Consider the following 13,518-nt stretch of genomic DNA (forward strand, 5'->3'; position numbering starts at 1 on the left):
ATGCCGCAGCAGACCGTGTGCCCGAGCTGTGCCGAGCCGCTGGAGGAGGAGGACGTCTTCTGCGGCGCCTGCGGCCGCAACCTGAACGACCCCGGACCCGATCCCGCCGTGAGCCCGCGGGCCGCGGCGGCCCCCGAGGCCGACGCGAGCCCCGATCCCGACGCGAGTCCGCAGGCCGACACGAGCGCGAAGGCCGACGCGAGCGCGAAGGCCGACGCGAGCGCGAAGGCCGACGCGAACCCGCAGGCCGAACCGAGCGCGAAGGCCGCGGTGGCCCCCGAGGCCGGCCCCGGCCAGGTGCCCGCCGCACCGGCGGCCTGCGTGCACTGCGGTGCGGCCGAGGTCGCCGCCGACGGGTACTGCGGGTCGTGCGGCGGTGTGCAGCCCCGGCCGCGCGACCACCAGGAGCGCTCGCTCACCGGCGTCGCCGGCGTGACCGACCGCGGTCTGCGCCACCACCGCAACGAGGACGCGTTCGCGGTGGCCGCCACCTCACTGCCCGGCGGCGAGCCGGTCGTGGTCGCGGTGGTCTGCGACGGCGTCTCCTCCTCCGCCCGGCCCGACGACGCCTCGGCGGCCGCCGTCGACGTCGCCTCCGAGTCCCTGCTGACCGCCCTGGAACACGGCGAGGAACCCGAGGCGGCGATGCGCGGCGCCATCGAGAGGGCCGCGCGCGCCGTCTCCGAGCTGGCGCAGGACGGGGCCCTCACGCCCGGCGGTAGCCTCAACGCGCCGGCCTGTACCTACGTCAGTGCGATCGCGTCGGGCGGACGGGTCACCATCGGCTGGGTCGGCGACACCCGGGCGTACTGGATCCCGGACGACCGGGTCTCCGCCGTCCCGTACCGGCTCACCGAGGACGACTCCTGGGCCGCCCGGGTGGTCGCGGCCGGACTGATGGGCGAGGCCGAGGCGTACGCGGACCCGCGCGCACACGCCATCACCGGCTGGCTCGGCGCGGACGCGGAGGAGCTCGAACCGCACACCGTCAGCTTCACCCCGCATGTCCCCGGAGTGCTGCTGATCTGCACCGACGGCCTGTGGAACTACGCCGAGGCCGCCGCCGACCTGGCCTTCTTCGTCCGGGCCGACGCCCGAACCGACCCGCTGTCGGCCGCCAGGGCGCTGGTCGAGTTCGCGGTCACCGCCGGCGGGCACGACAACATCACCGTCGCCGTCCTGCCGATCGACCCGCCCGCCATCGGACCCGCCCCGACCCTGGTGGACTTCCGGCCGTTCCAGACCCTCATCGACATGCCCTCCCCGGCAGCCACCCCCAAGCCCTGACGCCCCATCAGGCACTGCGGTACCCGCACCACCGTCTCCCCCGGCTCTCTCACCGCTCTACTTCACCCACGGCTCGACAGGAGCAGCGATGGCCACTCAGTCCAAGTCGCACCCGGCTTTCAGCGTCGACATCTTCCAGAACGAGTACCTGGCGGACGGCGCTCGCGAGGTGAACGCGATCGTCACCGTCACCGCCACCGGCGGCGGCACCCCGGTCGGGCTGCCGTCCGCCGACGGCGGGCAGGGCGCGGACGCCGCGGTGGTGATCACGGTCGACGGGTCGGGTTCGATGGACTACCCGCCGACGAAGATGCGCAACGCCCGCGAGGCCACCGCCGTGGCGATCGACACCCTGCGCGACGGTGTCGCCTTCGCCGTGGTCAAGGGCACCCACGAGGCCGTCGAGGTCTACCCGGGCGGCGGCCGGCTGGCCGTCGCCGACCACGACACCCGGAAGCAGGCCAAGCAGGCCCTGCGCAAGCTCACCCCGGCCGGCGGCACCGCGATCGGGACCTGGCTGACCCTCGCCGACCAGCTCTTCGACAGCCGTCCCGACATCGCCATCCGGCACGGCATCCTGCTCACCGACGGCCGCAACGAGCACGAGAAGCCCGCGGAACTGCGGCGCGTCCTGGACGAGGTCGCCGGCCGGTTCACGGCGGACTGCCGGGGGGTCGGCACCGACTGGGAGGTCGACGAGCTGCGCCGGATCTCCTCCGCACTGCTCGGCACCGTGGACATCGTCGCCGAGCCCTCCGGCCTGGCCGAGGACTTCCGCGCCATGATGGAGAAGACCATGGGCAAGCAGGTCGCCGATGTGGCGCTGCGCCTGTGGACCCCGGCCAACGCGGTGGTGAAGTACGTCAAGCAGGTCGCCCCGGCGGTCGAGGACCTGACCGGGCGCCGGACCGAGGCCGGGCCGCGCGCCGGGGACTACCCGACCGGCTCCTGGGGCGACGAGAGCCGCGACTACCACGTCTGCGTCGAGGTCCCGGCCGCCGCCGTCGGCAGCGAGATGCTCGCCGCCCGGATCAGCCTGGTGCTCCCCGCGCCCGACGGCGGATCCGAGGTGCTCTCCCAGGGCCTGGTCCGGGCGATCTGGACCGACGACCTGGTCTCCTCCACCCGGATCAGCCCGCAGGTCGCCCACTACACCGGCCAGGCCGAACTCTCCGCCGCCGTCCAGGAGGGCATGGCCGCCCACCGGGCGGGGGATGTGGACCGTGCCACCGCCAAACTGGGCCTGGCCGTCAGGCTCGCTCACGAGACCGGCAACGAAGGCACGTTCAGGCTGTTGCAGAAGGTGGTGGACGTGGTGGACGCCCGGGAGGGTACGGTTCGGTTCCGTAAGAACGTGAGCGAGGCCGACTCTATGACTCTTGAGACCCGGTCGACCAAGACGGTACGGGTGAAGAAATGAACGGTTCAGCCCAGCACGGCGGACCTGCGGGAATGTGGGGGAACTGATGCCGATCTGCCCTAGGGGCCATGAGTCGCGGGCCGAGGACTGGTGCGACTTCTGCGGCTTTCCGATGACCCCGCCTCCCGGCGTGGCCGTCCCGGGCTCGGCGCCGTTCGGCGGGCCGGGTGCGCCCGGTATGCCCGTCTCGCACGCGGCGGCCCCGATGGGCCGCCCGATGGGTGCCCCGGCGGGCGGGCCGGTGCCGCCGCAGGCTCCCCCGCAGCCGCCGATGTCACCGCCCCCCTTCGCCCCGCCGCAGGAGCCGACGGCCCCGCTGGTCAGCTGCCCGATCTGCCGCACCCCGCAGACCGACCGGTACTGCGAGGAGTGCGGGTACGACTACGACCTCTCCGCCCCCTCGGTCGGCCAGCAGCACTCGGCCCCGCCGGCCGGCGGCGGCTACGGCTACCCGCCGCCCGCGGCCGCTCCGTACCAGCCGCCGGCTCCGGAGCCCGCTCCGTTCCCCGCTCCGGGCCCGGCGCCCTTCGGGAACGACCCGTACGCCCGGCACGAGCCGTACGCCCAGCCGCAGGCCGCGCCGTACGAGAACGCCGACCCGTACGCGCGCGAGCCGTTCGCGAAGGCCGGTCCGTTCGCGGAGGCCGATCCGTTCGTCAAGGCGGCGCCGTACGAGGGTGGGCAGCCCTACGAGGGCGGGCAGCCGTACGAGGGCGGGCAGCCGTACGAGCAGGCGGCGGCGTTCCCCGACCCGGAGGGCTTCGAGCGGACCGGCCCGGTCTACGCCCAGCCCGGGCCGACCGCCCCCGGTGACGAGTTCGGCACGTCCTTCCGGCTGGCGCCGCCCTCGAACGCGCCCGCCGCACCGCAGCCGCCCGCCCGCACCACCTGGATAGCGGTGGTCAGCGCCGACCGCGACTACTTCACCGACATGATGGCGCGCAGCGGACCCGAGGCCGCCGGGCTGTTCTTCCCGCCGTACTGCCCCGAGCGCCGGATCCCGCTGACCGGCCGCGGCCAGCTGCGGATCGGGCGCCGCAGCCAGCACCGGGGCACCGTCCCGGAGATCGACCTGTCGGTCGCCCCGGAGGACCCGGGCGCCTCGCACCAGCACGCCCTGCTGGCCGAACAGACCGACGGCAGCTGGGTGCTGGTGGACCAGGACTCGACCAACGGCACCACGGTCAACGGCGGCTCCGAACCGGTGCCGCCGCACACCGCGATCCCGCTGGCCGACGGTGACCGCATCCACATCGGCGCCTGGACCACGATCACCTTGCACCGCTCCTGAGCCCGTGCCGGTCTGATCCCCCATCGGACCGGCACGCCATCAGGTTCGCGCCTCACCGGGCGGGGCCCCGACCGACGGGCCCCGCCCGGTCACGGTTTCACTAAGCCCACGCCTCTGACCTGCGCGACAATCTCTTCAACCTCTAGTGTGCAGGGCATGACTGCAGCAATATCCGCTGACGGGATCCGGAAGCGGTACGGGGATGTCCAGGCTGTCGACGGGGTGTCACTCACCGTCGAGACTGGCGAGTTCTACGGGATTCTCGGCCCGAACGGGGCGGGCAAGACCACCACTCTCGAAATTCTGGAGGGTATCCGAGAGCCCGACGAGGGCCGTATCGAGCTGCTGGGGATGGCACCCTGGCCGCGCAACAGCAAGCTACTGCCGCGCATCGGCGTGCAGTTCCAGGCCTCGGCCTTCTTCAACAAGCTGACGGCCCGTGAGACCATCCGCACCTTCGCGTCTTTCTACGGGGTGGGCCCGAAGCGGGCCGACGCGATGCTGGAGCGGGTGGGACTGACCGACTCGGCCTCCGTCCACACCGACAAGATGTCCGGCGGCCAGGCCCAACGCCTGTCCATCGCCTGCGCGTTGGCGCACGACCCGGAGCTGGTCTTCCTGGACGAGCCCACCACCGGTCTGGACCCGCAGGCCCGCCGCAACCTCTGGGACCTGCTGCGTGACATCAACTCCGAAGGCCGCACGGTCGTCCTGACCACCCACTACCTGGACGAGGCCGAGGTGCTCTGCGACCGGGTCTCGGTGATGGACCACGGCAAGGTGCTCAAGACCGGAACCCCGGCCGCCCTGGTCCGCGAGATCGACGACACCGTGCGGGTGAGCGTCGAGTCCGGCCAGCTCGCCGTCGCACGGGCGCGCGAGCTGTTCGACGCGGCCGGCGCCGAGACCGCCAACCTTGAGGACAACGGGGTCTCGCTCTCCGTCTCCACCCGCGCCCCGGCGCCGGTGCTCTCGGTGCTCGCCGAGCAGAACGCCCTGCGCGGCCTGGAAGTACGCGGAGCCACCCTGGAGGACGTCTTCCTCCAGCTGACCGGACGGGAGTACCGGGCATGAGCACGACCTCGGCCACGGCACAGGAGACACCGACCGGGCGGGGTCCGGAGGAACGGGAGAGAGTCAGCGCCTTCGGCGGGCTCTCCCGGGCGATGCTGCTCGGCTTCCTGCGGGACCGCGGCACCGTGTTCTTCACGCTGGTCCTCCCGCTGCTGTTCCTGGTGCTCTTCGGCAGCCTCTACAAGAACTCCAGCAGCCCTCAGGTGAAGGTCGCCCAGGTCGGCGCGGTGCAGCTGCTCGACCAGCTGCCGAGCGAGGCGCACGCGCAGCTGGACAAGACCCTCAAGATCACCAAGTACTCGGACGAGGCCAGCGCCCTGGAGAAGGTGCGCAAGGGCCAGCTGGACGGTCTGGTCGAGTCCGGGACGAACGGACAGGTCGTCCTCCGCTTCAGCGCCAACGACCAGGTCAAGGCCGGCGGCGTGCAGGCCATCCTGAACTCGATCGTCGAGTCGGCCAACCAGCAGGCCTCCGGAAAGGCCCCCACCTACACCCTGGCGGCCAGCCAGGTCGAGGACCAGTCGCTCAAGACGATCCAGTTCCTCACTCCGGGCCTGCTCGCCTACGCCATCGCCATGGGCGCCGTGTACGGGGCCTCGTTCACCCTGGTCACCTGGCGGAAGAAGCGGGTGCTGCGGCGGCTGCGGCTGACCCCGGTCTCGCCGCTCGCCATCGTCGGCGCCCGGGTCTGCATCAGCGCGCTGGTCGCGCTGGCCCAGACCGCGCTCTTCCTGCTGGTCGCCACCACGCCGTACTTCGGCCTGAAGCTGACCGGCAACTGGTGGCTGATCGTGCCGGTGGTGCTCTGCGCCACCATCGCGTTCATGTCGATCGGTCTGGTCACCGGTTCCCTCGCCAAGTCCGAGGAGGCGGCGAACGGCATCAACCAGATCATCGTCCTGCCGATGTCCTTCCTGGGCGGCGCGTTCATCCCGCTGGACGTCGCGCCCGGCTGGCTGCAGACCGTCTCGCACGCCCTGCCGCTGCGGTACATGATCGAGCCCGCCAAGTCGGTGCTGAGCAAGGGCGGCGGCCTGATGGACGTGCTTCCGTCCATGGGCATCCTGCTCGGCTTCGCCGCCGTGATGACCCTGATCGCGTCCCGCTTCTTCAACTGGGACGACGCGTAACCGCACGCTCCCCGGCCCCCTGGGGCCGTCCCGCAGGGGTCGTACGCCGAAGGACCGGTGTACGGCCCCTGCGGCCGTCTGCGACCATGGTCGGGTGAATGACATCCCACGTGGCACGCTCAGCGAGGAGACCTTTTACGACGCCGTCGGCGGTGAGCCGACCTTCCGTCGGCTGGTGCACCGCTTCTATCAGGGCGTCGCCGAGGACGAGCTGCTGCGGCCGATGTACCCCGAGGAGGACCTGGGCCCCGCGGAGGAGCGGCTGGCCCTGTTCCTGATGCAGTACTGGGGCGGCCCCCGCACCTACAGCAACGAGCGCGGACACCCTCGGCTGCGGATGCGGCACGTGCCGTTCCGGGTGGACCGGGCCGCCCACGACGCCTGGCTGAAGCACATGCGGGTGGCCGTGGAGGAACTGCGGCTCCCCGCCGACGCCGAGCGCCAGCTGTGGGACTACCTGACCTACGCCGCCGCCTCGATGATCAACACCTCGGGCTGACGACGGTCGGCCCGGTCCACCGGAACGGCACGGCACGGAGGCGGTCGGCACGGAGACGGTCCGGGCGGGGACGGGGCGAGCGCGGCAGGCCCGCCGACTCGGGGGGATCCGCCGAGTCGGGAGGTCCGTCAGCGCGGGGGCTCCGTCAGTGCGGGGACTCCGTCAGCGCGGGGGGCTCCGTCAGTGCGGGGGGCTCCGTCAGCGCGGGGGGCTCCGTCAGTGCGGGAGAGACGTCAGCGCAGTGGGCTGAGGCCCAGTCCGGCCCCCGGTGCCGCGGCGGTGCGCACCGCCACCGACCCGGCCGGAGCGCTCAGCCGCAGCCAGGCTCCGGCCCGGTGCACGGTGAGCGGGACGGCGGGGCGCAGGAACCCCATGACATACGCGGCGTGCGCCGCCCGCAACGGCAGCTCGGGCGCAGCCGTCAGCGGACGGGACCAGATCTCGTCCGCCAGCCCGTCGAGCACGGTGCGGGTCCGGTGATGCTCGGGGACCGCCTCGCTGCGCTCCTTGAACTCCCGGACGGCCGCCATCAGTTCGGGGAAGACCTGCAACGCGGGCGGCTCGGCCAGCAGTTGCCACCCGGTGCGGGGCGGCAGCAGACCGGCCCACGCGGGCCCGGTCACGGCGGCGGGGAGCAGCACGGTGTCGGCCTGCTCGTCGACGGACTCCAGCAACTGGCCCGCGGAGACCGTGAGATCGGCCGGCTCACCCAACTCGGCCAGCCTCGCCGTCCGGATCGCCAGCGCCCCCGAACTCCCCAGCGGGAGCCGCCCGAAGACCGCCAGCACCCCGCTCGCTGCTCCCGGCTGCCCGCTCCCGGCCGAACGCACGGCCTGCAGGCGCACCGCGGCCGCCCGGTCGAAGCGCAGCAGCCGCTCCAGGAAGGCGGCCAGGTCGGCGGCCTCCCCCGCGTCGGCGAGTATCAGGCGGACTGGCGTACTCAACGGATCAGCTCACTCGGTACGGGGATCGGTGCTCGGAGGGTCGGTTCGCGGCGGCGGCGGGGCGGCGGTGGCGGGGCGGCGGTCAACGGCCGATGGCGGTCTGCCTGCCGCGGTCAACCGGTGGCCGTTCGACCAGGGGCGGCGGTGGCGGCCGCCGCACCGGGTGCTGCCGCGCCGGTCAGACGGCGGCCGGGACGCTGCCGACGCCGTCGGCGACGACCGCCTCCTCAACGTCGTCCATGAAGTTGCTGAGGAACTTCCGCTCCACGGGGCTGATCCGCCGCGGCCGGCCCTCCGCCAGGTCGTACGGCACGACGACGGTGGACGCCTCGACGTAGACCGTCTCGCCGCCGTCCTCGTGGATGTCCTTGATCTGGTACGAGACCGTCAGCGAGGCATTGCCGATCCTGGTCACCCAGGTCTCGATGGTGACCGGCGTGGGCCGGTGGACCAACGGGCGCTTGTAGTCGATCTCGTGGCGTGCCACCACGGAGCCACCCGCGAACTCCCCGGCCCCGGCCGCGGCGGCCTGGGTGAACATGAAGTCGATCCGGGCCTCCTCCAGGTAGCGCAGGAAGACCACGTTGTTGACGTGCCCGAAGGCGTCCATGTCGGACCACCGCAGCGGGCAGGCGTAGATGTGGCGTGCCACGAGCTATCTCCTTCAATCCGGTTACCCGTCGGCGGATCACCCGCCGACCGGCTGCCCACCGGCCGACCACCGGTTGGCCACCGGTCGGCTCGCGGGCGGCGGCCCGGCAGGCCGCCGCGCGGGCGGTCTGCCGGGCCGTGGTCGCACCTGGGTGTCAGCTTCGGGTCAGCTTCTTGTAGGTGGCCCGGTGCGGACGGGCGGCGTCGGGGCCCAGTCGCTCGATCTTGTTCTTCTCGTACGACTCGAAGTTGCCCTCGAACCAGAACCACTTGCTGTCGCCCTCGTAGGCGAGGATGTGGGTGGCCACTCGGTCCAGGAACCAGCGGTCGTGGGAGATGACCACGGCGCAGCCCGGGAAGTCGAGCAGGGCGTTCTCCAGCGAGGAGAGGGTCTCGACGTCGAGGTCGTTGGTCGGCTCGTCGAGGAGCAGCAGGTTGCCGCCCTGCTTGAGGGTCAGCGCCAGGTTGAGGCGGTTGCGCTCACCACCGGAGAGCACCCCGGCCGGCTTCTGCTGGTCCGGGCCCTTGAAGCCGAACGCCGAGACGTAGGCACGGGAGGGCATCTCGACCTGGCCGACGTTGATCCAGTCGAGGCCGTCGGAGACGACCTCCCACAGGGTCTTCTTCGGGTCGATGTTGGCCCGGTTCTGGTCGACGTAGCTGATCTTGACGGTCTCGCCGACCTTGACCTTGCCGTCGTCCGGGGTCTCCAGACCCTGCAGCATCTTGAACAGGGTGGTCTTGCCGGCACCGTTCGGGCCGATCACGCCGACGATGCCGTTGCGCGGCAGGGTGAAGGACAGGCCGTCGATCAGGATCTTCTCGCCGAAGGCCTTGTTGAGGTTCTCCACCTCGATGACGATGCTGCCCAGACGCGGGCCCGGCGGGATCTGGATCTCCTCGAAGTCCAGCTTCCGCATCTTGTCGGCCTCGGCCGCCATCTCCTCGTAACGGGCGAGACGGGCCTTGGACTTGGCCTGACGGCCCTTGGCGTTGGAGCGGACCCACTCCAGCTCTTCCTTGAGGCGCTTGGCGCGCTTGGCGTCCTTCTGGCCCTCGACCTTCAGACGGGACTGCTTGGTCTCGAGGTAGGTGGAGTAGTTGCCCTCGTAGCCGATGGCGCGGCCGCGGTCGAGCTCCAGGATCCAGCCGGCGACGTTGTCCAGGAAGTACCGGTCGTGGGTGACCGCGACGACGGTACCGGCGTACTTGGCCAGGTGCTGCTCCAGCCAGTTCACCGACTCGGCGTCCAGGTGGTTGGTGGGCTCGTCGAGCAGCAGCAGGTCGGGGGCCTCCAGCAGCAGCTTGCAGAGCGCGACGCGGCGCTTCTCCCCACCGGAGAGCTTGGTGACCGGCCAGTCGCCGGGCGGGCAGCCCAGGGCGTCCATGGCCTGCTCCAGCTGGGCGTCGAGGTCCCAGGCGTTGGCGTGGTCGAGGTCCTCCTGGAGCTTGCCCATCTCGTCGAGCAGCTCGTCGGAGTAGTCGGTCGCCATCAGCTCGGCGATCTCGTTGAATCGGTTGAGCTTGCCCTTGATCTCCTTGACGCCGTCCTCGACGTTCTCCAGGACGGTCTTGGACTCGTCGAGCGGGGGCTCCTGGAGGAGCATGCCGACGGTGAAGCCCGGCGACAGGAAGGCATCGCCGTTCGAGGGCTGCTCCAGCCCGGCCATCATCTTCAGCACGGTCGACTTACCGGCGCCGTTGGGGCCGACGACGCCGATCTTCGCTCCGGGGAGGAAGCTGAGCGTCACGTCGTCAAGGATGACCTTGTCGCCGTGTGCCTTGCGCACCTTGCGCATGGTGTAGATGTATTCCGCCACGTGGGATCGCTCCGGCGTCGTCATGAGTATTCGGCTTACAGCTTTCCATTCTGCCGCACGGCGGCGGAGGTCCCGAACGGCCGTCGGCAGGGCGGCCCCGGCCACCGGGCCGCCGGCCCCGCAGGACTCCCGGTACGACCCGGTCCCGCCCTCCGCTCGATGCGGAGGACGGGACCGGGCGCCCCTCGGCACCTCAGCGCTTCGGCGACTGGGACGCCGTAGCGGTTCGGTTCACCGGACCGGGGCGGAGACCGCCGGGTCAGGGCGGAAGCGGCTCAGGCCGCGAGTGGGCCGGGCCGAGATCGGCTCGGGCCGCGAGCGGGTCAGGCCGAGGTGCGGCTGTGACGGCCACGGCGACGCAGCGCGAAGACCGCACCGCCACCGGCGATCAGCAGCGCACCGGCGGTGCCGGCCAGCCACGGGGTCTCACTGCCACCACCGGTGAAGGCCAGGCCGCCGCCGGTCGAGCCACCGGTCGAACCGCCCGTGCCACCGCCGGTGGACGAGCTCGGGGAGGGGCTGGGCTTGGGGCTCTCGGAGGAGCCGGGGGTGGTGATGGCGGTGTCGGTCTTGCAGTTCAGGACACCCTGGATGTCCTGCTTGAAACCGTTCGGGCCGGTGACGGTGAAGTGGTACGGCTTGTCCTCCTCCACCTTGATCGGGACGCTGGTGGTGCCGCCCGGCTTCACCGTGTAGGTCTTGCCGTTGAGCGTGAAGGTGTAGTCCTGGTCACCGTTGTTGGTGGCCGTGACGACCACCGCGCCCTGCACGCAGTCCACCTTGCTGGTGACCGCCGGGATCGGGCCGGCCGGGGCCCAGTTGACCGTGACGCCGGCGGTGGCCGGGACCGCCTCGGAGCCCGCCAGGATCAGGGTCTGGCTGTGCACGTTGTCCGCGTTGACGCCGGTGAAGGCGCGGCCGACGGAGACCTGGGCCGCGGTGGTGGCCTTGATGGTCGCCGTGCCGTGGGTGCCGCCGACCGGGGCCTTGGCGTAGATCTCCTCTCCGGGCTTGGCGCTCGTGATGGCCTTGCCGGCCTTGTCGGTGATGGTGAGCCCGGCCTTGGCACCGTCCGCGTCCACGGCGAGGTCCACCGAGGAGCCGTTGGTGGTGACCGTGATCGGGCCGAGCAGCGCGCCGCTCTTACCGGAGACGGAGGTCGGCGCGAGGCTGAGGGTGGGCTTGGGCTCCTCCAGCTGCTGCGCGTTCTTGATGAGGTACTTGGTCAGCTCGTTCGCCTTGCCGTCCTCCGGGACGGCGTCCGCACCGTCGGAGAAGTGCCAGATCGCCGCCTGGGTACCCGCTGCGGCCTCGTCCTCCGACAGGCCGCCGATCTGCGTGTCCTTGGCCAGCTGGCCCGCGCTGACCTGGGGGTAGGAGTGCTGGAGGATCCACAGGATCCTCCCCGCGTCCTCGTTGCCCGCCAGCGAGCTCGACTCCCAGCCGGTCTCCTGGTACTTCGCACCGCGCTGGGTCGGGTTGTGCAGGTCGATGCAGTAGGTGTCGAGGGTCTGGTCACCGGTCTTCAGCTGGATGATCCCGCCCTGGGCGCGCTCGGTGCTGCGCTTGCCGCCGCGCGTGGTGGCGACATCGATGAACTGGCCGTGCTTGAGCGGCCCGTCGACCAGCACCGCCTTGGCGCCCGATATGTTCGCGTCGGCCGCGACAGCCGCACCTGCCGCACCTGCCGCGATCATTCCCGCGCTGACCGCAACGCTGGACGCGAGCATGACAGCGCCTATGCGGGAGACAGCCCGCCCCTGCTTGTGGAACATGAGATCCCTTCGGGCTGGGTCTTGCCGATGGCAGCCCGCCTTGCAAAGCGGCGCACCCTGTGACGCCGCTGCACCTGTGTGAACCAGACGCAATCCTATTGACCCGCCGAGGCCCTCAAACCTCCATGCCAAACCAGGACAGTTCCGTATCTGTATTGTTATCAAGGAGCTTAAACTCGACCGAACTTGACGGGTAACCAGCTTTAGACCGTCAATCAACGCTCCCTACCCGAACCACAGCTCCCCCACTTGGGGACACCCCGGGACGGGGGCGCCCGGGACGGGGGCGGACACCCCGGGTCAGACCGCGACGGCCGGCTCCACGGCGGACGACCCGGGCCCCGCGCCGGACTCACCGGGCAGGCCGCCCTCCCCCGCGCCGCCGGCCGCCCCGTCGCGCGCGGCGTCGGCCCCACCCGCCCCGGCACGCTGCTCGACCCCACCCGCGCCGACCGCCGCGACGATCCAGTCCGGCACCGCGGGCGGGTCGGCACGTTCAGGCCGTGGCGCGACCAGCTCCGGCCTGGCCTGCACCGCCCAGCGGAACGCCGAGGTGCCGCGCCCGAGATCATGGCCGATCGCCCGGGCGTCGATCTCCACCACGGAGCGCCGCTTCTCCTCCTCGCCCCACTCGCGGACCCGCAGCCGGCCGCTCACCACGACCGGATCCCCCTTGCTCACCGAACTCACCACGTTGGCGGCCAGCCAGCGCCAGGCCACCACGGTGACCCAGTTGGTCTCGCCGTCCACCCAGTCACCGGTGGACCGGTCGAATCGGCGCTCGGTGGCCGCCATCCGAAAGTTGGCCACCGGAACGCCGGCTGGAGTTTCCGTATAGCTCACGGTGGAGGCGACATTGCCGACCATCGTCACCAAGGTCTCGTTCACGGAACACTCTCCGTTCCTCAGGAATAACCAAGCGGAATCACCGCCGCGAGGAGAGAGTGCCCGGCATGGAAAATCCGCACCAGCCCCAAGGGAAATCCTGTGGATAACCCGGCCCTGTGGATAACCGAAGTAACTCTCCGGAGTGAATCAGAGACGGAAAATAACCATAGTCCGACTTCAGGGCAACGAGGCCATGACAAGTAGGGATGGCTCGCGGCCAACCGTCCGAGCCCCGAACGGGTGGCCCAGTACATGCGCCCGACCTTGTCATCCAACCGAACGAACCCATATCTGCCCCCCTCCAGACAGGACAGACCCGGATTCTCCGCACCAAATCCATAACGGGTGAGGCTTCAGCCCCGTAACGACTGCACAACGTCCGGCGCCAGAACGTCCCAGAGCGCTGCAGACACGGCCGCCACCTGCGATTATCGGACCGCTCCACCGGGGCCGACACACCCGAACCGGTGCCCTAAGACTCGGAGGAGTATCCGGACACCCTTATCCTGTCCCGGAACAACCGGTCGCCACCGCGTGCGCACCGGTAGACCCCAAACCGGCCGAAGCCCAACCTGGGCTGACTCCACCCTGTAACGCCCTCATAGCTCAGCGGATAGAGCACCCGCCTTCTAAGCGGTAGGTCGCAGGTTCGAATCCTGCTGGGGGCACCACATCTCACCCCGCAATCCGGCCGGCCTCCGGTCCGGTCTCCGAGCGAGAGCCGCCGGGCCGCACGAGC

Annotated in this window: 11 protein-coding genes and 1 tRNA gene; 7 read left to right on the forward strand and 5 right to left on the reverse strand. The window is 71.1% G+C overall.

Features of this window, described 5'->3' with window-relative positions:
- The 6 genes from ACSMTC_RS12260 (at nucleotide 1) to ACSMTC_RS12285 (ending at nucleotide 6,701) form a co-directional block, all read left to right on the forward strand.
- On the forward strand, nucleotides 1-1,287 hold the full coding sequence (locus tag ACSMTC_RS12260; RefSeq protein WP_436559711.1) for a PP2C family protein-serine/threonine phosphatase: 1,287 nt from the start codon (nucleotides 1-3) through the stop codon (nucleotides 1,285-1,287).
- Nucleotides 1,288-1,375: 88 nt separating this feature from the next.
- Entirely contained in the window at nucleotides 1,376-2,707 is a 1,332-nt protein-coding gene (locus ACSMTC_RS12265) for a vWA domain-containing protein (RefSeq protein WP_436559712.1), read from the forward strand.
- A 46-nt stretch (nucleotides 2,708-2,753) separates the two neighbouring features.
- The gene (locus ACSMTC_RS12270; RefSeq protein WP_436559713.1) at nucleotides 2,754-3,998 is read left to right on the forward strand and encodes an FHA domain-containing protein; all 1,245 of its coding nucleotides are present in this window, start codon (nucleotides 2,754-2,756) and stop codon (nucleotides 3,996-3,998) included.
- Nucleotides 3,999-4,154: 156 nt separating this feature from the next.
- Nucleotides 4,155-5,072: an ABC transporter ATP-binding protein gene (locus tag ACSMTC_RS12275; RefSeq protein WP_436559714.1), complete on the forward strand. Its 918-nt coding sequence runs from the start codon at nucleotides 4,155-4,157 to the stop codon at nucleotides 5,070-5,072.
- Nucleotides 5,069-6,202: an ABC transporter permease gene (locus ACSMTC_RS12280; protein WP_436559715.1), complete on the forward strand. Its 1,134-nt coding sequence runs from the start codon at nucleotides 5,069-5,071 to the stop codon at nucleotides 6,200-6,202. Before ACSMTC_RS12275 ends, ACSMTC_RS12280 begins: the two co-directional genes overlap by 4 nt.
- Before the next feature lie 94 nt (nucleotides 6,203-6,296).
- Nucleotides 6,297-6,701, forward strand: coding sequence for a globin (locus ACSMTC_RS12285; protein ID WP_436559716.1), 405 nt, complete (start codon nucleotides 6,297-6,299; stop codon nucleotides 6,699-6,701).
- A gap of 233 nt (nucleotides 6,702-6,934) precedes the next feature.
- Here the strand turns inward: ACSMTC_RS12285 and ACSMTC_RS12290 are convergent, their stop codons facing one another.
- The 5 genes from ACSMTC_RS12290 to ACSMTC_RS12310 form a co-directional block, all read right to left on the reverse strand.
- On the reverse strand, nucleotides 6,935-7,645 hold the full coding sequence (locus ACSMTC_RS12290) for a DUF8010 domain-containing protein (RefSeq protein ID WP_436559717.1): 711 nt from the start codon (nucleotides 7,643-7,645) through the stop codon (nucleotides 6,935-6,937).
- Between the two features lie 178 nt (nucleotides 7,646-7,823).
- Nucleotides 7,824-8,297, reverse strand: a complete 474-nt coding sequence (locus tag ACSMTC_RS12295; RefSeq protein ID WP_436559718.1) for an acyl-CoA thioesterase — start codon at nucleotides 8,295-8,297, stop codon at nucleotides 7,824-7,826.
- A 154-nt stretch (nucleotides 8,298-8,451) separates the two neighbouring features.
- A complete protein-coding gene (ettA, locus tag ACSMTC_RS12300) occupies nucleotides 8,452-10,116 on the reverse strand; it encodes an energy-dependent translational throttle protein EttA (protein WP_436559719.1) in 1,665 nt (554 codons plus the stop codon).
- Nucleotides 10,117-10,439: 323 nt separating this feature from the next.
- The gene (locus tag ACSMTC_RS12305) at nucleotides 10,440-11,846 is read right to left on the reverse strand and encodes a Cys-Gln thioester bond-forming surface protein (protein ID WP_436559720.1); all 1,407 of its coding nucleotides are present in this window, start codon (nucleotides 11,844-11,846) and stop codon (nucleotides 10,440-10,442) included.
- 345 nt (nucleotides 11,847-12,191) lie between these two features.
- On the reverse strand, nucleotides 12,192-12,779 hold the full coding sequence (locus ACSMTC_RS12310; RefSeq protein ID WP_436559721.1) for a single-stranded DNA-binding protein: 588 nt from the start codon (nucleotides 12,777-12,779) through the stop codon (nucleotides 12,192-12,194).
- A 595-nt stretch (nucleotides 12,780-13,374) separates the two neighbouring features.
- Here ACSMTC_RS12310 and ACSMTC_RS12315 point away from each other — a divergent pair.
- Nucleotides 13,375-13,450: transfer RNA gene (locus ACSMTC_RS12315), tRNA-Arg, on the forward strand.
- The last annotated feature ends 68 nt before the right edge of the window (nucleotides 13,451-13,518 follow it).

The organism is Kitasatospora sp. HPM-01-4 (assembly GCF_051374625.1).
Lineage (GTDB): Bacteria > Actinomycetota > Actinomycetes > Streptomycetales > Streptomycetaceae > Kitasatospora.